General features: G+C 40.8%; 19 protein-coding genes. 10 read left to right on the top strand and 9 right to left on the bottom strand.

From position 1 onward, the window contains the following. Nucleotides 1–75 precede the first annotated feature (75 nt). From ACXAFK_RS01505 to ACXAFK_RS01475, 7 genes are all read left to right on the top strand, one after another. On the top strand, nucleotides 76–1,539 hold the full coding sequence (locus tag ACXAFK_RS01505; RefSeq protein ID WP_474956566.1) for a lipopolysaccharide biosynthesis protein: 1,464 nt from the start codon (nucleotides 76–78) through the stop codon (nucleotides 1,537–1,539). Continuing rightward, on the top strand, nucleotides 1,529–1,963 hold the full coding sequence (dut, locus tag ACXAFK_RS01500; RefSeq protein ID WP_474956565.1) for a dUTP diphosphatase: 435 nt from the start codon (nucleotides 1,529–1,531) through the stop codon (nucleotides 1,961–1,963). Before ACXAFK_RS01505 ends, dut begins: the two co-directional genes overlap by 11 nt. Before the next feature lie 90 nt (nucleotides 1,964–2,053). Then, the gene (locus tag ACXAFK_RS01495) at nucleotides 2,054–3,070 is read left to right on the top strand and encodes a sugar phosphate nucleotidyltransferase (protein ID WP_224835918.1); all 1,017 of its coding nucleotides are present in this window, start codon (nucleotides 2,054–2,056) and stop codon (nucleotides 3,068–3,070) included. A gap of 41 nt (nucleotides 3,071–3,111) precedes the next feature. Beyond that, entirely contained in the window at nucleotides 3,112–4,029 is a 918-nt protein-coding gene (locus tag ACXAFK_RS01490) for a tetratricopeptide repeat protein (protein ID WP_474956564.1), read from the top strand. Continuing rightward, the gene (lolB1, locus tag ACXAFK_RS01485) at nucleotides 4,029–4,808 is read left to right on the top strand and encodes a lipoprotein insertase outer membrane protein LolB1 (protein ID WP_474956563.1); all 780 of its coding nucleotides are present in this window, start codon (nucleotides 4,029–4,031) and stop codon (nucleotides 4,806–4,808) included. Before ACXAFK_RS01490 ends, lolB1 begins: the two co-directional genes overlap by 1 nt. Nucleotide 4,809: 1 nt before the next feature. Then, on the top strand, nucleotides 4,810–6,036 hold the full coding sequence (locus tag ACXAFK_RS01480; protein ID WP_224835914.1) for a murein hydrolase activator EnvC family protein: 1,227 nt from the start codon (nucleotides 4,810–4,812) through the stop codon (nucleotides 6,034–6,036). Between the two features lie 4 nt (nucleotides 6,037–6,040). Next, nucleotides 6,041–6,877, top strand: a complete 837-nt coding sequence (locus tag ACXAFK_RS01475) for an aldo/keto reductase (RefSeq protein WP_474956562.1) — start codon at nucleotides 6,041–6,043, stop codon at nucleotides 6,875–6,877. Nucleotides 6,878–6,880: 3 nt separating this feature from the next. Here the strand turns inward: ACXAFK_RS01475 and ACXAFK_RS01470 are convergent, their stop codons facing one another. Then, nucleotides 6,881–7,396 carry an acyl-CoA thioesterase gene (locus ACXAFK_RS01470; protein ID WP_224835912.1) on the bottom strand — a complete coding sequence of 172 codons (516 nt, stop codon included), beginning with the start codon at nucleotides 7,394–7,396 and terminating at the stop codon, nucleotides 6,881–6,883. A 62-nt stretch (nucleotides 7,397–7,458) separates the two neighbouring features. Further along, nucleotides 7,459–8,403 (bottom strand): HU domain-containing protein, encoded by a 945-nt coding sequence (locus ACXAFK_RS01465; RefSeq protein WP_474956561.1) that lies wholly within the window; start codon nucleotides 8,401–8,403, stop codon nucleotides 7,459–7,461. 105 nt (nucleotides 8,404–8,508) lie between these two features. Here ACXAFK_RS01465 and dprA point away from each other — a divergent pair, with 105 nt between their 5' ends. Next, on the top strand, nucleotides 8,509–9,615 hold the full coding sequence (gene dprA, locus ACXAFK_RS01460) for a DNA-processing protein DprA (RefSeq protein ID WP_252081056.1): 1,107 nt from the start codon (nucleotides 8,509–8,511) through the stop codon (nucleotides 9,613–9,615). A 393-nt stretch (nucleotides 9,616–10,008) separates the two neighbouring features. Here the strand turns inward: dprA and trpS are convergent, their stop codons facing one another. Continuing rightward, nucleotides 10,009–10,977 (bottom strand): tryptophan--tRNA ligase, encoded by a 969-nt coding sequence (gene trpS / locus ACXAFK_RS01455; RefSeq protein WP_369885483.1) that lies wholly within the window; start codon nucleotides 10,975–10,977, stop codon nucleotides 10,009–10,011. Between the two features lie 94 nt (nucleotides 10,978–11,071). Then, entirely contained in the window at nucleotides 11,072–12,910 is a 1,839-nt protein-coding gene (locus ACXAFK_RS01450; RefSeq protein ID WP_474956560.1) for a sensor histidine kinase, read from the bottom strand. Nucleotides 12,911–13,038: 128 nt separating this feature from the next. Between ACXAFK_RS01450 and ACXAFK_RS01445 the strand changes: the two genes are divergently transcribed. Continuing rightward, entirely contained in the window at nucleotides 13,039–13,770 is a 732-nt protein-coding gene (locus ACXAFK_RS01445; protein WP_474956559.1) for a lysophospholipid acyltransferase family protein, read from the top strand. Nucleotide 13,771: 1 nt separating this feature from the next. Here ACXAFK_RS01445 and ACXAFK_RS01440 read toward each other — a convergent pair whose 3' ends face one another. The 5 genes from ACXAFK_RS01440 to recA form a co-directional block, all read right to left on the bottom strand. After that, on the bottom strand, nucleotides 13,772–14,902 hold the full coding sequence (locus ACXAFK_RS01440) for a histidine kinase (RefSeq protein WP_293297860.1): 1,131 nt from the start codon (nucleotides 14,900–14,902) through the stop codon (nucleotides 13,772–13,774). Between the two features lie 195 nt (nucleotides 14,903–15,097). Continuing rightward, on the bottom strand, nucleotides 15,098–16,555 hold the full coding sequence (locus tag ACXAFK_RS01435; RefSeq protein WP_474956558.1) for an outer membrane beta-barrel protein: 1,458 nt from the start codon (nucleotides 16,553–16,555) through the stop codon (nucleotides 15,098–15,100). Nucleotides 16,556–16,566: 11 nt separating this feature from the next. Continuing rightward, the gene (locus tag ACXAFK_RS01430) at nucleotides 16,567–17,097 is read right to left on the bottom strand and encodes an RNA polymerase sigma factor (protein WP_252081060.1); all 531 of its coding nucleotides are present in this window, start codon (nucleotides 17,095–17,097) and stop codon (nucleotides 16,567–16,569) included. Between the two features lie 27 nt (nucleotides 17,098–17,124). Further along, nucleotides 17,125–17,565: a hypothetical protein gene (locus tag ACXAFK_RS01425; RefSeq protein WP_224835904.1), complete on the bottom strand. Its 441-nt coding sequence runs from the start codon at nucleotides 17,563–17,565 to the stop codon at nucleotides 17,125–17,127. Between the two features lie 98 nt (nucleotides 17,566–17,663). Further along, nucleotides 17,664–18,671, bottom strand: coding sequence for a recombinase RecA (recA, locus tag ACXAFK_RS01420; RefSeq protein WP_224835903.1), 1,008 nt, complete (start codon nucleotides 18,669–18,671; stop codon nucleotides 17,664–17,666). Between the two features lie 268 nt (nucleotides 18,672–18,939). On the opposite strand from recA, the gene trhO reads away from it, so the two are divergent. After that, the gene (gene trhO / locus ACXAFK_RS01415) at nucleotides 18,940–19,971 is read left to right on the top strand and encodes an oxygen-dependent tRNA uridine(34) hydroxylase TrhO (RefSeq protein ID WP_474956557.1); all 1,032 of its coding nucleotides are present in this window, start codon (nucleotides 18,940–18,942) and stop codon (nucleotides 19,969–19,971) included. Nucleotides 19,972–20,019 lie beyond the last annotated feature (48 nt).

Here is a 20,019-nt window from a genome sequence, read left to right as displayed (position 1 = left end):
AATAAGGTTTAGGTAATACTGGCTTTTGCGTAACTTGTAGCCGCCTAAGCAAGGTTTTCAAAGAAGCAACACCTATTGAATCCACTAAAAAAGCTTTTTAAACAAACATTTATCTATGGTTTGGCCACGGTATTGCCGCGGGTCCTCTCCTTTATATTGGTGCCTTTGTACACTTCTGTAATGGACCCGGAAACCTATGGGGAAATATCGGTGATCTTCTCATGGTTTGCCATTTTTAATGTAGTGTTGGCATATGGTATGGAAACAGCCTTTTTCCGATTCTTTAATAAATACTCGGATAAGGGGAATGTAATTTCTACATCCTTGATATCCTTGCTGATGTCTTCCCTTATATTTTTTGGTGCAGCCTTTCTTTTCAAAGGAACCTTTGCCGCCTTTATAGATGTACAGGAATCGTTGATCATATATATTATTTTGATTCTGGTACTAGATGCATTGGCCATAGTGCCGTTCGCTTGGATCAGGGCAAATGAACGGCCATTAAGATATTCGATAGTAAAAGTCACCAGTGTGGCCATTAATTTATTGTTGAATATATTTTTCTTGACCCTATTGCCCGGATTGGCTGAAAATGGGCAATCATTTTGGGCAGCTCTTTATAAACCAGATTTTCAGATAGAGTATGTCTTTATTGCCAATGTAATTTCCAGTGGTGCTGCCTTTTTATGGGTGAGCGGAATTTATTTTGACACCAAATATAAATTTGATAAAGGTTTGTGGAAGGAAATGCTCAAGTACTCCATGCCCATTATGGTGGCCGGACTTGCATTTACGGTCAACGAGGTGTTCGACCGTATTCTTTTAGATCGATTATTACCAGAGGACATTGCCAAAGCAGAGATAGGGAAATATTCGGCCTGCTATAAATTGGCGGTATTCATGACGCTGTTTGGAACCGCTTTTCGGTTGGGGGTGGAACCGTTTTTTTTTAGTCACGCAGACTCGGAGAACCCTCAAAAAACCTATGCCCAGATCACCAATTACTTTGTAATTATGGGCAGTCTCATTTTTTTAGGGGTAATGGTGTTCATAGACCCTTTAAAAAAATTGTTGGTCAGGGATTCTGCTTTTTGGGATGCTTTGGACGTGGTTCCTATCATACTTTTGGCAAGTTTCTGTTTGGGCATTTATCACAATCTGTCCGTTTGGTACAAAGTAACGGATCGCACCAAGTTTGGAGCCTATATATCCTCGGTGGGAGCTATAATCACATTGGCAATCAATATAAGCTTGATTCCCAAAATAGGATATATGGCATCGGCCCTGGCAACTCTGGCGGCCTACGCGACCATGATGGTCCTATCGTATCACTTTGGAAAAAAATATTACCCTGTCCCCTATAACATGAGGAAAATTGTCTTTTATTTCGCTGTATCACTCTTGTTCTCAATACTATCGTTCTATGTTTTTAATAGAAATTTAATAGTGGGCAGCATACTACTTTTCTTATTTTTGGGGTTAGTATATAAGATGGAAGGAGATAAACTTAGAAGTATTTTTATAAAACGTGAAAATTAAAATAATCAATACATCCGGCCACAAGTTGCCACATTACGAAACCCTTGCCTCGGCAGGGATGGATCTAAGGGCGGATTTGGAATCACCCATAACATTGAAACCCTTGGAAAGGGCCATTGTCCCTACAGGACTGTTTATGGAGCTTCCGGTAGGTTATGAGGCACAAGTACGCCCTCGTAGCGGATTGGCGGCAAAAAAAGGTATTACTGTGCTCAATGCACCAGGAACCATCGATGCGGATTATCGCGGTAATGTCGGGGTAATCTTGGTCAATTTATCCAATGAGGATTTTATTGTGGAAAATGGAGAGCGTATCGCCCAAATGGTAATAGCCAAACATGAGCGTGCCGAGTGGGAAGAAGTTGAAGCACTTTCAGAAACCGATAGAGGCGAAGGTGGGTTCGGAAGTACCGGTACCAAATAAAGAAGAATGTAGGGTTGAGCTTAGTCTTGACCTTTTTAATAAAAGTCTAACCATTAAAAAGAGACACCTGGCCAGACAGGTGCGTAAACTATGAAGATAATCGTTCCAATGGCGGGAAGAGGTTCCCGATTAAGACCACACACATTAACAGTTCCGAAACCATTGATACCTGTTGCGGGAAAACCGATAGTACACCGATTGGTTACCGATATCGCCAAAGTGTTGGGTGAACCCATTGATGAGGTTGCCTTTATTCTGGGCGATCCAGCCTTTTTTGGCGATGATGTTGTAGAGAGCTTAATGGAATTGGCCAGCGAAATGGGAGCCAAAGGATCAATATATAGACAAGATCAGCCACTTGGAACCGGACATGCTATAATGAGCGCAAAAGACTCCCTTAGTGGACCAGCGGTAATAGCTTATGCCGATACATTGATCCGTGCAGATTTTGATTTGGACAAATCTGCGGACAGCGTAATATGGGTAAAACAAGTAGAACATCCCGAAGCTTATGGAGTAGTACAATTAAATGATCAAAATGAAATTGTTGAGTTGGTCGAAAAACCAGCAGAATTTGTTTCCGATCTAGCGGTAATCGGAATTTACTATTTCAAGGACGTTGAAGTGCTCAAAAACGAGCTACAACATGTGTTGGATAACGATATTACGCATGGGGGCGAATACCAAATCAACGACGGCATAAAACGAATGATGGAAAAGGGCATGAAATTTGTTCCCGGAAAGGTGGACGAATGGATGGACTGTGGCAATAAAAATGTAACCGTGGAAACCAATCAGCGCATGTTGGGCTTTTTGGAGCAGGAAGGGGAGAATATGGTGGCCGAAACGGTACAACAAGAAAATGCAAACATTATAGAACCATGCTTTATCGGGGAGCATGTGGTATTGAAAAATACCACGGTCGGCCCATATGTATCCGTAGGTGCAAACACGGTATTGGAAAATTCTACCATAAAAAATAGCCTTATCCAGAGCAACAGTAAAATTAGCAACGCAAATCTGGATAATGCCATGATCGGGAACCATGTGGTGTACAATGGTAATTTCGAGACCATTAGTATTGGAGATTATTCCGTTTTGGAATAACTTTAGTATAGATTTTTAGTTTGACGGGGACTTAAGACGGTATGAAAAATGTATTACTTCTTTGGGTGTTTTTAACAGCATCAATCTTGATGCATTGTGATACCTATGCCCAAGAAGAACAAGAAAGCGCCGAGGTCTACCTCGACGAATATACCGATGAGTTTCAAGAAAACTTTTTTGAGGCCTTAAAACAAAAAGGTATCCAAAACTACGATAGAGCAGTTGATCTGTTTTTAAAATGTAAGCAATTGGAGCCCGATAACAGTGTTGTGGACTACGAACTGGCCAAAGCCTATCTTTTGGACAAAAAGTACATACAGGCTCAAGATTATGCTGTTGCAGCGCTTCTTTCAAAACCTGAAGATTATTGGTATTTGGACAATCTATTGACCATTCTCGACAAACAGGGAAGCCCAATAGAAGAGATTAAGCAACGCATACCTTATCAAAATGAAAAGTTACGGCAAAACATGGCGGTTTCGCTCTTTAGGATGAAAAAGTATGAGGAAGCTTCCAATGTGTTGGGTAGCATGGAGAATTCGGGTTTAAAAACAGAGCTGACTCGAAAAATAAACGATTCTTTGGAAAAAGGAGGTCAGATGCAAGAAGTTCGGACAGTGGAACAAAGAAATAATAGCAATGATCCGGTACTGCAATTGCAAGCAACAATGGAACAATTGATCTCAGCGTCCAATTTTAAGAAGCTGTTGAGCGAATCGCAAGAGGCTCTGGACACTTACCCTTTACAGCCCTATTTTTATTATGCATATGGTACGGCCCTTATTGGTACCGGAAATTCCAACAAGGGCATTGAAGTGTTGTTAAGCGGACTGGACTATCTGTTGGATGACAACCAGCTTCAAAATAAAATATACAAGCAGCTATCCGCAGGATATGCCAAAATTGGTGACACACAGAAAGCCAATGAGTATTTGAACAAAATCAATTCGGGATTATAATGAACCTACATAAAAATATAATAAGATTCACCGCAATACCAATGTTGTTGTTCGTATTGGGCGCTTGTAAGGGCACTAAATCCATTACTGGTGGGGAGGTCAATTCGCGCCTTACTGCAAAGAACATTATAAACGCCCATTACTCCAATCAATCCAATTTTAAGACATTGAGGGGAAGGGTAAAGATAGATTACGCCAACGGAGACGATTCGCAAGGAGTTAATGTGAGCCTAAGAATGGAAAAGGACAAGGTGATATGGATGAGTGCTCCCTTAGGAGTGGTCAAGGCGCACATTACCCCAAAGAAGGTTTCCTTCTACAACAAGTTACAAAACGAATATTTCGATGGGGATTTTAGTTATTTGAGCGAACTTTTGGGCACCCAATTGGATTTTGAAAAAGTACAGAACCTCCTCCTCGGCAATGCTGTGTTGGACCTGCGAAAGGAAAAATTCAATACCGAAGTGTACAATGGGAATTACCAATTAAAACCGAAAAAGGCCCAAGAGCTTTTCAAAATACTGTTTCAGTTGGAACCCAAAAACTTTAAGATAGCGTCTCAAGAAATATCCCAGCCGGAAAATTCCAGACAACTAATGGCTAAATATACCTATCAGGATATTTCAGGAAATGTGCTGCCGAACGAAGTTAAGATTGTCGCAGAAGAAGCAGGTGAGCTGACTACTATTGACCTAAGTTTTAAAAACCTGGAATTGAACAAACCCATGAGTTTTCCCTATAAGATACCCAAAGGATATGATAAAATTACATTAAAGTAGTATGAAAGATAAAACTTCATATCTGTTTTATTATGCGTTAGTTATATTCTTTGTTTCATCGGGGAGTTTTGCCCAGACCAGCGAGCAAAAAGTACTGGAGGCCAAACGAGAACGACTGCAGAAAGAAATTAAGGAAATCAATAGATTGCTCTTTGCAGAACGTAAAGAAAAGGGCACCGTATTGGACCAAATGGAAGCCTTGGACAACAAGATCAACGTTCGCCAAGAGCTTATTCGAGTAACCAACCAACAGTCGAACTTGCTCAATAGGCAGATAAATGTAAACATCAGAAGCATAAGCAAATTAAGAGAAGACCTAAATGCCCTAAAAGAAGATTATGCCCATTTGATCCAAAAAACCTACCAGAATAAATCACAGAGCAATCGACTCATGTTTTTGCTTTCAGCTGAGAATTTCTTTCAGGCTTTTAAAAGGCTTCAGTATATGCAACAATATGCCAAACATCGAAAAAAACAAGGGGAAGATATTGTAAAGAAAACCGAAGAGCTTACCCTTTTAAACCAGGATTTGGTACGTCAGCGCAAGCAAAAAGACCAACTCATTGCGGAGAATAGAAAGGCAAAAGATGAACTGACCAAAGAAATAGAGACCCAAAAGAGCCTTTTAACGAGCATAAAACAAAACGAGGCCAAATACACTACGGCAATAAACAAGAAGCAGGCAGAGGCCCGTAAAATTGATCGAGAGATAGAACGAATGATCAAAAGTGCGATCGCCAGCTCAAATAAAAGCTCCGGTAAATCGACCAGCAGTCCAACTTTTGCCATGACCCCGGAAACAAAATTGGTTGCGGACAACTTTACCTCCAATAAAGGAAGGCTCATTTGGCCGGTGGAAAAAGGAGTTAAAAGCCAAGGGTACGGGGTTTATGCCGATAAATTGTATCCTGGAATCAAGCACAGGAACAATGGGGTTACCATTACTACGGACAAGGGCAGCAAGGCAAGGGCTATTTTTGAGGGAGAGGTAATAGCCATACTTACCGTTCCAGGTGGGAACAAGGGTGTTCAAATAAAACACGGAAACTATATCACCACCTATTATAACCTATCCGACCTTTATGTAAAAAAAGGGGATAAAGTAGCTGCCAAGGATATTTTGGGCGAAATAAATACCAATCGGTTTGATGGCACAACAAAATTGAAGTTCTATCTGTATAGGGATTCCAACCGATTGAACCCTGAAGATTGGATATATCAACTCTAACACTATGAAGAAATTATCAGACTTGCAAGGCTCCTTTGAACTCCACAATGGGGTCCAGATGCCCTATTTAGGGCTTGGTGTTTACCTTTCCAAAGATGGAGAAGAAGTGATCAATGCGGTAAAAGAAGCTTTGAACCACGGTTATCGTCATATAGATACCGCTGCCATTTACGAAAATGAGGAAGGGGTGGGCGAAGGAATAAGGCAAAGCAATGTACCTCGAGAAGATGTGTTCTTGGTAAGTAAAGTTTGGAATACCGATCAAGGATACGAAGCTACATTGAAGGCATTCGAAGCCAGTTTAAATCGTTTGGGAACCGATTATTTGGACCTGTACCTCATCCATTGGCCCAAAGGGGACCTGTCCAAAGACACCTGGCGAGCACTTGAAAGCCTGTACAGGGAAAAACGGGTGCGCGCCATCGGAGTTAGCAACTTTTTAAAGCACCATTTGGAAGATCTTTTGGGTGCCGCCGAGATTGTGCCCATGGTCAATCAAATGGAGTTTCATCCCTACTTGGTGCAGCAAGAGTTGATGGATTTTTGCAGCTCGCACCAAATCCAATATGAAGCGTGGTCCCCTTTAATGCAAGGGAACATCTTTGATTTGGACATTATGAAGGACATGGCAGCTAAATACAACAAAACAATTGCCCAGATCGTGCTGCGATGGGATCTGCAAAAAGGAGTGGTCACCATTCCTAAATCATCCAAAAAAGAACGGATCAAAGCCAATTCGGAGCTGTTCGATTTTACACTTTCGGATGAAGACGTAAAGCTCCTCGATAGTTTGGACAAAGGCAAACGATTTGGCCCCGATCCGGACAACTTTGATTTTTAAACTTTAGGAAGTAGTAAACAATGCTTTTAGTTCGGTAGCATCGGCAGGCTTCATTTTACCGGCAAGTACCAAGCTGAGCTGTTTACGTCGTAACGCAGCGGCAAAACGTTGCTTTTCCAGCTCGGTTTCCGGCTCCAACGGTGGGACTTCCGTTGGTTTGCCGGTGTCATCCACCGCAACAAAGGTGTAAATGGCCTCATTTGCCTTGGTACGCTCTCCCGTAAAGCGATCTTCTATCCAAACATCCAAGAAAATTTCCATGGAGGTATTAAAAGCGCGGGAAACAGAAGCCTCTACGGTTACCACACTGCCCAAAGGAACTGCGCTGTTAAATGCAACATGGTTCACGGAGGCAGTTACGGTGATACGTCTGCTATGTCTACGGGCAGAAATACTGGCAGCACGATCCATGCGGGCCAATAGTTCACCGCCAAAAAGATTGTTCAACGGGTTGGTTTCGCTGGGTAATACCAAATCTGTCATTACCGTACGTGATTCACTAGGAGTCTTAGGCGTCATACCTTTAAATTTTGCGCAAAGATATTGAAGTACGGAAAGGTTTTAAAAGAAAGCGGGATTATTTATTTTTCGGAAAGCATCCAAGCATCCCTGGAATCCTCAACTTTGACCTTTCGTAGGAACAGCAGTGCTTTTTGAGGGTCTTCAAAGCTATCGTAAGCCACTTGGTGCAGGCCATATTTGTTCACCCCAAGATAAAAGGCATTGTATCCTTTTTCTTTAAGTTGACTTACCCTTTTTTCAGCATTCTGTTGTTCCCGGAAAGCTCCCGCGATAATATGGTGGTTTCCCCTTTTCTTTTTGGTCACGCTAAGGTTGATGGCTGGCAGTTCCAAAGGAGAACTTTCAAAAAAAGTAGCTTCTTGGATCAAACGGGAAACTTCTTGTTGTGCATCTTGCTGGGCCGCAACCTCTTTTTGCTGTAAATCATCATAAGTTCGGTACGATGTTACACCCATGGAAACGGCCAATAGAATAACCGCGGCATATTTTAACCAAGGCCTGAACGAGGTCTGCTCCCTTTTCTCAGGGGTAATTATAAATGGAATGCGCTCTTCCAGTTCTTCAACCTCCTCCTTGATCACCTCACGCTTGATCGGTGTAGCGGCAAAAGCGGACAATCCAAAGGAAGACGTCAAAAAGTTGATTTTTTCCTCTGGCTGAAATTGGATTCTATGCTCGTTGTTGTGCCATAGTTTGCCTATACCAAAAAGCTCAATGCTCTCACCTTTGGATAATTTATTGTTCCAATCCAGTGAGATATTTTCCACTTCCTTTAGCATTTCCTCGTACCCGATATTCTTTTCTTTGGATATGTGGGATACCAATAGCCCATCGTTTTTGGTAAGTTGGGCATTAAAGGAAATTACCTTGCTCGGTGGTACCAATGTGTTGGTGGTCAAATCGATTTCTGCGGATTTTCCGTGAGCTAAAAACGCTCCAAAACCGGGAACAACCACACAGTTGTACTCGAACAATAATTTTTCTAGGTATGAGTCTATCCGCATAGCCACAAATATTGCAAAAAAAGGGGGAGTACAAAATATGCAGCATAACTTTTTATTAACATTTAAAAATCTGTATTTTGTGAACAACTTTGACTCCCAAATCAAATGACTGAACCTGAAATTATTGCGGCTTTACGGCTGCAAAACATTCCGAATATCGGGGATGTGACCGCCAAGAAATTAATTGCACATTGTGGAAGCCCAACAGCAGTTTTTGAAGATAAAATGCATCATCTTTTAAAAATTGATGGTATTGGAAAAGTTACTTTGAAAGGTCTGCAGGACACAATGTACCTTGAAAAAGCCCAAGAAGAATTCGAATTTCTGTCCAAGCAGAATATTTCCACCTCCTATTTTATGGATGAAGATTATCCGGCCCGGTTGAAACATTGTTTGGACGGGCCTATTATATTGTTTCAGCGCGGGAATATAGATTTAAAGGGTCAAAAGCTAATCAGTGTGGTGGGCACAAGAAATGTGACCAACTATGGTGTCTCGTTCTGTCATCGATTTATAGAGGAATTGGCGCCTTTGAACCCGGTTATCGTTAGTGGATTCGCCTATGGAGTGGATATTGCTGTTCAAAAGGCGGCCATGGACCATGGATTACAGACCATAGCTTGTATGGCGCATGGATTAGATCAAATATATCCTAAGGTACATGCCAAATATCAAACCAAAATAGAGCGAAATGGTGGGTTTATGACGGAGTTTTGGAGTACAAGCCAGCCTAATCGGGAAAATTTCCTCAAAAGAAATCGGATAATTGCAGGAATAAGTGAAGCAACCATTGTGATCGAATCTGCGGAAAAAGGGGGGAGCTTGGTAACCGCCGATCTGGCACATGGGTACCACCGGGAAGTATTTGCCGTTCCGGGAAGGGCTACCGATAAATGGAGCAAAGGCTGTAATGACCTTATAAAATATCAAAAAGCGCATATATTGACGTCTGCAGCCGAACTGGTTTATCTTCTAGGATGGGAAATTGAAGCGGAAAAACAAGAAAAAGCGGTGCAAAAGCAGCTGTTTGTCGAGTTGGATGAAACAGAACAGTCAATCTACAACTACTTGCAAATAAACGGAAAACAACTACTGGACACCGTGGCTTTGGAATGTAATCTGCCCATTTTTAAGGTTTCCAGCACATTATTGAACATGGAAATGAAGGGCGTGATCCGACCACTGCCCGGTAAACTGTTCGAGGCGGTGTAGTTTCCGAGGTTCAATTGGTAGGGAGCAGTCGGTAGTATGTCGTTGAGCGTATTCGAAACGATAGTCGGTGGTCGTTCAACAGACAGTTACGGGTGGGTAAGGTGTTGTTGCGAACCGTCATCAAGAGCTCTCATCCTGAGCTTGTGGAAGAGGAGCAAAGAATTCCACCAGATTTAGTTTTAGTTTTTTGATGATGGATTCCTGCCTGCGCAGGAATGACAATTCGTCGTATGGAATGATAACAGAACAGTCACTCTGTTTTAGGGCGTTGTTCATCGAAGACATGCCACAAAAAATCGGGTTTTCTTTCCTTTTTGAAAAGGGTTTGGCCAGGAAGCCCAATTTGCCTGCTCCTTGAATATGGGCCTATTAAGTCAAAATATCGATAAAAGGCTAATACCCCAACTTTTCTCGAACACGGACCAATACCTCATTGGCCACTTTTCGGGCTTTTTCCGCACCAAAGGCCAAGGCCTCGTCGATCTCGCCTGTATGGTTCATGTAATACTCAAACTTTTCCCGGGGCTCTTCGAACTTTTCTATAATAAGCTCGTACAAGGCTTGTTTGGCGTGTCCGTAACCATAATTGCCCGCTAAATAATTGGCGCTCATTTCCTCGATTTGCTCTGGGCTGGCCAAAAGCTTGTACAGTGCAAAAACATTGTCCTTGGATGGATCTTTGGGTTCTTCCATGGGTGTACTGTCCGTAACAATGCCCATGATCTGTTTTCTTAATTTTTTATCGGTTTGGAAAAGGTTTATAAGGTTGTCACGGCTTTTGCTCATTTTTTCACCATCTGTTCCTGGAACGTATTTGGTCTGCTCGTGGACTTTTGCCTCGGGCATTACAAATGTTTCGCCCATCTGATTGTGAAAACGAGAAGCTACATCCCTTGTTATTTCCAAATGTTGCAGTTGATCTTTCCCCACAGGAACAATTTCTGCATCGTACAATAATATGTCGGCGGCCATTAGCATGGGATAGGAAAAAAGTCCTGCGTTCACATCTTCCAGCCTGCCGGCCTTATCTTTAAAGGAATGGGCCAAAGTAAGTCGCTGGTATGGAAAAAAGCAGCTTAGGTACCAGGCCAATTCCGCAGTTTGGGGAATATCACTCTGTCTGTAAAAAACAGTTTTTTCAATATCCAGGCCAAAAGCGAGCCAAGCAGCGGCAATAGCATAGGTATTGCTCCTTAACAGTTCCCCATTTTTTATTTGAGTTAACGAATGCATATCGGCAATAAACAAAAAGGAATCGTTTTTAGGGTTTCCCGCCATTTCAATGGCAGGGACAATTGCACCTAAAATATTTCCTAAATGGGGCGTGCCTGTACTTTGTATTCCTGTAAGAATTCTGGCCATATCATTTTTAAAAGAGAACAAAGGTAAAAGAATCTAGAATATTTTAAATCAACCTTATTTCAATAACGCACCTAAATCGGTATGCGGACATATTTCACAAAGAAAGTCTAATGAGCACAGTGGTACCCAAAGGTTTTCCTGTTTCATCTGTTTTATCTATGATTTGATATTCTTTAATGCTGTTTCCAAGCGCTTTCAATCTATGTGCGGTAACTTCCATTCCTCTTGATTTTTTCTTTCGTAATGATCCTTTATTTTTTTCTAGGGAGGCTTTTCTTCCTATACCATTGTCATCCAAAACACACAATATAGTTTCACCCTGTTTTTTAAAGCTAATGGTAAGGATTCTTTCTCCTTCGGATTTTGGCAGCAGCCCGTGGATTATTGAGTTTTCCACAAAAGGTTGAAAAGCCATGGACGGGATTTCGATCGAACAAGTATCAAGATTATCTTCCACTTTGATTTGATAAGAAAAGTTGTCATCGAAACGTAGGGATTCCAAAGCCAAATAGTCTTCGAGCATATTTATTTCTGTGTCTAAAGTAACAAGCGGATTGATTGATCCCTCTAAAATATTACGTGATAAATGACTGAACTTGGAAAGATATTTTAACGAAGACTTAATGTCTTTTTTTATGATTAAATTCTGAATAGAACTTAAGGCATTAAAAATAAAATGGGGGTTTATTTGTGCCCTAAGTGCTTTGTTCTTTGCTTCCAGCGCCTTTTGTTGGAGAAGAAGGTTTTCCCGAAATTCTAAGTGTACTTTATAATTAAGGCCTATGGTAAAGATCAATATCTCCAAAGAACATCCTATAAGCAAATAATATCTGCTATCAAGAAGAAGCCCATCATCGGGGTTGGCATGATAGACATGCAGCATGTAGGATATCAAGAAACTAAAAGAGGCCAAAACAACAAAATGTGCCAAAATATTCTTAGCATGGAAGCCAACATATAGCAAACCGATTATACAGAGCCCAAAGACAATATGCATAAAATTTGAAATAATATAATTTAAGCCGGCCATGTAGTCAAGAAAATAGAAGAAAACTAGGACTACAATAGGCAAAAAAATCGACCCCATGATCGCATACATTAAAGAATGCAGTTTGGGATAATCTTTTTTTGTGCGCAGATAATAGATAAAAAACATGCCATAGGAAAAATTGGCCAGCAAAATGGAACCCTGTGAAAACCAATGCTGTAGCAATCTGTTTTTACCAAAAACAAAGTCATATATACTCAGAATATCCCCTGAAACATAAAAGAATAGAATAAAAATGTAGATTGAGTAGAATAGAAACTCAGGTTTTTTAAGATAGAAATAAAAGCTGATTGTGGACAACCAAATAATCAAACAAGCTCCTGTAAAGGCGTAGTATGGCCATAATCTTTTTAAATCATTTATGGTCAAATTGGACATAGAGGATGAAGGCAATATGCTAAAAGTCCAGTTATTCAATCTTTCATTAAAGGTAATGCGACGAATTTTGAGATATAGATATCTTTTATCGATCAAATTATGCGGTGTAATCGGGGTTTCCGAATAATAGTTAGTTAACGGTAATTCCTTTGCTTCCGTATGATCATCAAAAAGGCCAATCGCTTTTGTCGAAATAGTATTGCTGTCCTGATAATACAAATCCCCAAAATCGAAAGAATTGAATTTGAGATACAAGATTGTGTCTTTGTCAATTGACTGGAGCTTATCCTTAAAATCCAGTTCAATCCAGTAAATATTATCGCGATGCGTTATTTCCGAAGAGTCAGGAATCTTAAACCTACCCTCTGCTAAAATTTGAGAAAAGGTTGTAGAGACATTTTCGCTTTTTAAAACCTTAAACGAAATATGCCTTTCTTTTTGAGCCACGCCCTGTGCCATGAGAGTAAGGCTAAAAATCAAGAATGTCGTCTTTAAAATGTTCTTCATTTGGACGAATTATGGCATCTAGTAAAGCTCCAAAAATTTCTTAATATATATCAAAACACATAAATTCGATAATCAACTATTCAGAAATTGCCTTTAAGATAAAAAATTAAAAACTTTACTTTTGGCAAATGCTTGGAATAATCAAAAATGTGGGGCATTGGCTGTATAGGGTTTGGTTCTATATTTTGGTAGCTGTTCCTATTTTTCTGTTTTTCCCTTTTTTACTGGCCACCACAATTACCGAGAAGACCTATCCGCAATTTTTCTGGTTGGCCCGAAATTTATGGGCCCGTCCCATTTTGTACGGTATGGGATGCATACCTAATGTTGTGCGCGAACAACGGATGGATAGGGGGAAGAGTTATATGTTGGTGGCCAACCATACCAGCATGCTCGATATTATGTTGATGCTCCATGTAAGTAAAAACCCTTTTGTTTTTGTGGGCAAAAAGGAACTGGTAAAGATTCCCATATTTGGATTTTTCTATAAAAGAGTTTGCATTTTAGTGGATAGAGACAGTGTTAAAAGCCGCACAGGGGTGTATCGAAGGGCACAAAGGCGATTAGATCAAGGTCTAAGTATCTGTATTTTTCCAGAGGGGGGGGTGCCTGACGAAGAAGTAGTTTTGGACAGTTTCAAGGACGGAGCATTTAAAATGGCCATAACCCATAAAATCCCGGTGGTGCCGATGACTTTTTATGATAACAAAAAGAGGTTCTCATTTACTTTTTACAGTGGCGGACCTGGTAGAATCCGGGTACGGGTGCATCAATTTTTTGAAACCGGGATCTTGAGTCCGGAGGATACATCCACTTTAAGGGAAGAGGTCCGGGATGTTATACTTACGGAACTGATTTGAATTAATCCATTGCATTTTCCGATTTAGCAAGGTTGGGCAGTTGTAGAACAATATGTTCTATATCTGTTCCATTGTCGAAGGAGCTCGTGGTCTCATGGAAAATTTGATACCCTTTTACCGTGTTCAAAAGTTCAATCTGCTCTTTCCAATTTATCATATTTTTACGGTACCAATGATTGTTTGGAGACTTGGAATCCAGTCCTTTACAATGATATTCAACATCAAAAGACACCGTATTTTCCAAGGTTTTTATCCCAACCTTAAAATGCTGGTCGGTAACTCCATTTATAATGGATTGTTCCACAATATTCTCAATGAGCATAAGCATAACAAAAGGAGGAATGGATGCTTCTTTTGAAATAATAGTATTTTTTTCCATGGAAATAGTGTAGTCGAAAGAATCATCATATCTCAGTTTTTGAAGTTTTAAATACCAGTTCAACATGTCGACCTCGCTGTACAAAGAAGCTGAGTCTTGACCTATCTGTTTTAAATAAAACCGGACAAGTTTACTAAATGTGGAAAAATAATCAAGGGCCAACTTGGTATTTTGTGTAGTAATAAAGTACTGAATGGCATTTAATGAATTGAATACAAAATGTGGGTTCAGTTGCGAATTCAATGTTTTTAACTTTAGCTCGAGTATTTCTTCCCTTATCTCGATAAGCTTACGCTGTTTTTCCAGCAATTGTCTATTGGTGCGCACACTTCTAATTTTTATGGCACAGATAGATGCAATGGCGGATAACATTCTTAAATGGCGATCTGTAAAAAAACCCTTTTCAGGATGTTCACAGTCTATCACGCCATAAATTTCATTTTCGTATTTAATGGGAACACAAATTTCTGAGTGTCTAAAACCATCATCCACTATATATCTCGAATCCTGTGTGGTGTCGAGAATCAGTTCGGGCAAACCAGTGATTGCTACACTCCCGGTTATGCCCTCTCCTACCGCAATTTTTACAGGATTGTACAATGTTTGGTCTTTTGGGCTTTTTGGCCCGTATGCCGCTTTCTGAATTAGCATTTTTTGGTCAGGTTCAACCAAATAGATCACACAATCGACAAACCCCAATTTGGAAATGCAGTTTTTTGCAACATCCCAAAGGATATCTTCTTCTTTTTCCATTCCCATAACAGATTTGGAAAAATAAATAAGGATGTCCTCAAATTGTTCAGCATTCACATTATCAGGGGGTTGGTTCGTGTTTTGCTGCTTAATGTAAGAAAAATATGCGAATTTATGGCCTAAAAAACGCTCCCTTGGAAGGAAGCGCTTAATAAATTGCTTAAAGGAGCAATTATCCTAACCAACTTCTTTATGCTAAAACCTAAAACTAAAACCACTATAAACACCAATGGAGTAGGGGTGGAAATTACCCGAAACATTGGAAAAGGTGTTTAATTGATATTTAAAAACAGGCTCTATATTTATTTTGATTTTTTTGGAAAATCTATAATTGAGCCCCATACCCACATTGGCACTAAAATTCAGCGAATTTATATTGTTGGCCTCACCTACCTCCGTTACCAAATCATTGGATTCCAACAACACTGAATTATCTACCAAAAACAGCGAACTAAAGCCCCCGATCAGATCAACACCGAATTTATTGTCCAAAAGAGCATAATTTATCTCCAAAGGAACCTCTATGTAGCCCAACTGTTGCACCATTTTACCGTCGAGAGAAGGAAGGCTGTTCAGTGCTATTTCTTTAGCTGTCACCGAAGGTGAACTTTTTTGGGTCTCCCTACTTTCAACTATTATGTTTGTTTGGCTTGGATTGTAATCAATATTAACGATTTTGTTCGTTGCTGCAGCGTTTAAGGTGGAAGAGAAAAGAACATCGTTGGTGCTGTACCCGAAATTAACGCGATGTACCCCGGAACGTATTTTTAACTTTTTTCCCATTTCGTAGGCAACGGTAAGTCCATAACTTAGATTAAGGTTTCCCGATTTTGAATTGGAAGAAAAGTCGGGGCCGATCGGGGAGCCATCTCCAGAAGCATCAAAATAAACTGGTGCCAAAGAAGGGCCAACGGACCATTTGCCAGCGTTGTTGTTGGCAACAGCCTTATCTAGATCTTCTTGTTCTTTAATGGCATCATAAATGGATTGTTTTTCCATCTTATCCTTTTCTACTTCGGTAGACACAATTGCTTCCTCTGAATTGGGAGTAGTTGGAATAGACCGCTGCTTATCAGTAGGTTCTCCATCAAGTTTATTGGAGGCCAAGACCGCATTGCTTTCTGATGCTGTTCCACTGCTTTTTGAAAATTTAGGTTCCGATGGTGCCAAATTATTTTCAGGTACATTATCTGCTACAATGAAATTGTTTTTGGTGGCGGAAGTGGGCAATGAGCTCGAAGTTGTATTTGCTTTATTGTTAGAAGGCTTGGAATTACTGTTCTTTTTGGAGTTTTCCGTATCTGCTAAAACTTCGTCGTCAAGCTTTAAATCAGTACCAGGAGAAAGAGATGGGCTATTGAAAGTGTCCGTATCCACATCCTTTTCGGCATTGGTTGGAGAGGAGGGGTCGTCCTCGACATTTGTAATGATTTGTTGCTCTGCCGGTTCACCGGCAAATGGATCGATAGCGAACAATACGACCACCAAGGCAGCGGCAACACCGCCTAGGTACCACCAAATGGGCACGATCCGTTTCTTCTGTTTTTTGTTGTCCAAAGAGGATTCAATGGCACTCCATACTTTTTGGTCCGGAATTTCTTGATAGTCCCGAAACTGTTCTTTGAACAATTGCTCTAAATTCTTTTTCCCCATGGTCTGTCTATTTAAGCAATGTTGATCTTGGTTTTTTCTATTTTATCTCTCAAAATGGCCTTGGCCCTCGCCAAATTCGATTTTGAGGTTCCTGTTGAGGTTCCCAATAGCTCACTAATTTCTTTGTGGCTATAGCCATCCAATACATAAAGGTTGAATGTTAACCGGTATTTATGCGGCAATTCCTGAATGTATCCCAAAAGTGTGGAGAGGCTGACATCGGTAGCCTCGGTGTCCACCTCGACCTCATCTTCTGTGTTTTCCGAAACCACATTGAGGTGTTGATCCTTTCGATACTTTTGAAGAACTGTGTTTACGGTTATTCTTTTGATCCACCCTTCAAAGGACCCTTTAAAATTGAACTGCCCTATTTTCTCGTAAATGGTCATAAAACTGTCGTGCAGATTATCTTCCGCCTCGGTTTTGTTCCGAGAATATTTTAGGCACATACCAAATAGGATGCTGGAATACCTTCGGTATAACTCAGCTTGCGCCTGCCGATTCCCTTTTTTACAGTTATGTATCAGTTCTTCAAGATCCAAATGTTGGTCAATTCTGGATTCGTATTTTTACTTTTGCGTGGATTCCGTTGCTACAGGAACTGTATATTCCAAATAGGTCGGGTTTCCCTCGGCATCGTCTCCCGCATAAAACCTAAAGGTATAATCTTTGTTGTAAATTACATTAAACGTTAATGTGGCCATTACTTCTTCAACAGCTTGTGTACACGCTCTGTTTTCGTCGGTGAGTACGGATCCGATCACCACCACATCGCGATCGGTCATTGCGGTCTGCACCACATCGAACCCTTCAAAAAATGTACAGCCATTAGGGCGTTGGTAGGTTATGTCGATGTCGTAAGTTCTACCGTATTCGAAAGATTCGGGCACATCGGCCTCTATCGTATGAAGCGCGGTAAAGTAAAAATTGGGGGAATCATCGTCCACTTCACAGGAAACGAACCATGAGCATGCCACAAATAATACAATGGGCATTAACACTTTTTTCATATCAAAAATCCTTTTTCCCTTAGATGTGCGGTACAATCAAGGGTTGCGTAGGATTTTCATAACCAAAAGTTAATCTGTCCAAAAAATCGATTAAAAGCTTATTCGCTTACTGCAGCAATGGCTTCCCGTATTTTTTCTTCCAATTCTTCGGACAGTTCGGGGTTGTCCAACAGTAATGTTTTGACCGCGTCCCTGCCTTGTCCCAATTTGGTGTCTCCATAACTGAACCAGGAACCGCTTTTCTTTACAATTTCGTATGCTACGCCCAGATCGAGTATTTCGCCGATTTTTGAAATACCTTCTCCGTACATAATATCGAATTCGGCGGTTTTAAATGGAGGTGCCACTTTGTTTTTTACCACTTTTACCCGGGTCTTGTTCCCTTGGACTTCGCCATCGGTACTCTTAATTTGGGTAGACCTTCTAATATCCAAACGCACCGAAGCATAAAATTTTAGGGCATTCCCACCGGTGGTAGTTTCGGGGTTGCCGAACATTACCCCGATTTTTTCCCGCAACTGGTTTATGAAAATTACGGTACACTTGGTCTTGCTTATGGTTGAGGTAAGTTTTCTGAGCGCTTGAGACATTAATCGTGCATGGAGCCCCATTTTTGAATCGCCCATTTCCCCTTCGATTTCGCTTTTTGGAGTTAAGGCCGCTACGGAATCCACAATCACAATATCAATGGCGCCGGAACGGATAAGATTATCGGCTATTTCCAAGGCCTGTTCCCCATGATCGGGCTGTGAGATGATCAAATTATCGATATCCACCCCCAGTTTTTTCGCATAAAAACGATCAAAAGCATGTTCGGCATCGATAAAAGCGGCAATGCCGCCGGCCTTTTGAGCTTCTGCGATCGCATGCAAGGTCAAAGTGGTCTTACCGGATGATTCCGGACCATATATTTCAACAACCCTTCCTTTTGGGTAACCACCGACCCCGAGTGCAATATCCAGACCTAACGACCCTGAAGGAATAACCTCGACATCTTCAACAACACTGTCCCCCATTTTCATAACGGCACCTTTGCCGTAGGTTTTGTCCAATTTATCTAGTGTAAGTTTGAGGGCTTTTAATTTTGCTTCTTTCTCTTTGCTCATGGTAAAAATTGTTAGGAAGGCTAAAATACCATTTCTTTCTACATGCCACAAAGACGACGCAACCTTTTTAATAACAATGCATCTTGGGTGTACTAACTCATCTTTATAGAGCTGTATTTAGCTCAGAATTGCTAGAAAAGAAAATTTAGTTGTGAAAAAGAAAAAGTGAATTAAGGGGGCCTAATGGCCCTTTTGATTTACTGTTGTTTTCAATCCCTATCTTTGCAAAAAATTTAAAGGACCATTCTTTAACTTAATCAGGTATAGCATGCAACTGTACAATACATTAAGTGCAAAAGAAAGGGAAGCTCTTATTGAGGAAGCCGGCAAGGATAGGCTTACGATCTCTTTCTATAAATATGCACATATAGGGAACCCTCAAATTTTGAGGAACCATCTTTTTTTGGCTTGGAACGATATGGATGTTCTTGGCCGCATTTATGTCGCTCACGAAGGGATCAACGCCCAGCTTTCGGTGCCGGCAGAGAATTTCGGGATTTTTAAGGAGCATTTGGATAGCATTTCTTTCTTGGAAAATGTACGCTTGAATATTGCCATTGAACAGGACAATAAATCTTTTTTAAAACTCAAGGTAAAGGTCCGCAAAAAGATTGTGGCCGATGGCCTCAACGACGACACTTTTGATGTCACCAATAAAGGAGTCCATGTAGGAGCAGAGCAATTCAACGAACTTATTGAGGACGAAAATACTGTGTTGGTGGATATGCGCAACCACTACGAAAGTGAGATAGGCCATTTTAAGAATGCCATAACTCCAGATGTAGACACCTTTCGAGATTCACTCGATATTATTGAGCAAAATTTAGCTGAGCACAAGGAGGATAAAAAACTTGTGATGTACTGCACGGGAGGTATCCGCTGCGAAAAAGCCAGTGCCTACTACAAACACAAAGGTTTTAAAAATGTGTACCAACTAGAAGGCGGGATAATCGAATACACCAGACAAGTGCGCGAAAAGAACTTGGAAAACAAATTTCTCGGTAAGAACTTTGTTTTTGACCATAGGAGGGGCGAACGAATTTCTGAAGAAGTGATAGCGCACTGCCACCAATGCGGAAAACCTTGCGATACCCATGTGAACTGCGCCAACGAAGCTTGTCATTTATTGTTTATTCAATGTGAGGAATGTGCCCAAGAGATGAACAATTGTTGTTCCGTGGAATGTAAAGAAGTGCATGCGTTACCTTATGAAGAACAAAAACGTTTGCGAAAGGGAAAGGGCGCCAGCAACAAAATATTTAAAAAAGGACGTTCCCCTGTGTTGAAATACAAGAAGTAGCATTTCCCTGCTGCCACAAATTGTACTATATTTACAATGAGTAATTTT

This window comes from Flagellimonas sp. ABD4_174, assembly GCF_056160185.1.
The sequence above is the reverse complement of the archived record's forward strand: the minus strand, read 5'-3'. Positions and strand labels throughout refer to the sequence as shown.

Coding starts and splice junctions, on each gene's coding strand:
- trpS (WP_369885483.1), bottom strand. CDS start 10,977: ATGGCCAGAATTCTTACAGGAATACAAAGTACAGGCACGCCCCATTTA.
- ACXAFK_RS01435 (WP_474956558.1), bottom strand. CDS start 16,555: ATGGGGAAAAAGAATTTAGAGCAATTGTTCAAAGAACAGTTTCGGGAC.
- ACXAFK_RS01450 (WP_474956560.1), bottom strand. CDS start 12,910: ATGAAGAACATTTTAAAGACGACATTCTTGATTTTTAGCCTTACTCTC.
- ACXAFK_RS01495 (WP_224835918.1), top strand. CDS start 2,054: ATGAAGATAATCGTTCCAATGGCGGGAAGAGGTTCCCGATTAAGACCA.
- ACXAFK_RS01480 (WP_224835914.1), top strand. CDS start 4,810: ATGAAAGATAAAACTTCATATCTGTTTTATTATGCGTTAGTTATATTC.
- lolB1 (WP_474956563.1), top strand. CDS start 4,029: ATGAACCTACATAAAAATATAATAAGATTCACCGCAATACCAATGTTG.
- ACXAFK_RS01465 (WP_474956561.1), bottom strand. CDS start 8,403: ATGCGGATAGACTCATACCTAGAAAAATTATTGTTCGAGTACAACTGT.
- trhO (WP_474956557.1), top strand. CDS start 18,940: ATGCAACTGTACAATACATTAAGTGCAAAAGAAAGGGAAGCTCTTATT.
- recA (WP_224835903.1), bottom strand. CDS start 18,671: ATGAGCAAAGAGAAAGAAGCAAAATTAAAAGCCCTCAAACTTACACTA.
- ACXAFK_RS01475 (WP_474956562.1), top strand. CDS start 6,041: ATGAAGAAATTATCAGACTTGCAAGGCTCCTTTGAACTCCACAATGGG.
- dprA (WP_252081056.1), top strand. CDS start 8,509: ATGACTGAACCTGAAATTATTGCGGCTTTACGGCTGCAAAACATTCCG.
- ACXAFK_RS01470 (WP_224835912.1), bottom strand. CDS start 7,396: ATGACGCCTAAGACTCCTAGTGAATCACGTACGGTAATGACAGATTTG.
- ACXAFK_RS01440 (WP_293297860.1), bottom strand. CDS start 14,902: ATGGAAAAAGAAGAAGATATCCTTTGGGATGTTGCAAAAAACTGCATT.
- ACXAFK_RS01425 (WP_224835904.1), bottom strand. CDS start 17,565: ATGAAAAAAGTGTTAATGCCCATTGTATTATTTGTGGCATGCTCATGG.
- ACXAFK_RS01490 (WP_474956564.1), top strand. CDS start 3,112: ATGAAAAATGTATTACTTCTTTGGGTGTTTTTAACAGCATCAATCTTG.
- ACXAFK_RS01445 (WP_474956559.1), top strand. CDS start 13,039: ATGCTTGGAATAATCAAAAATGTGGGGCATTGGCTGTATAGGGTTTGG.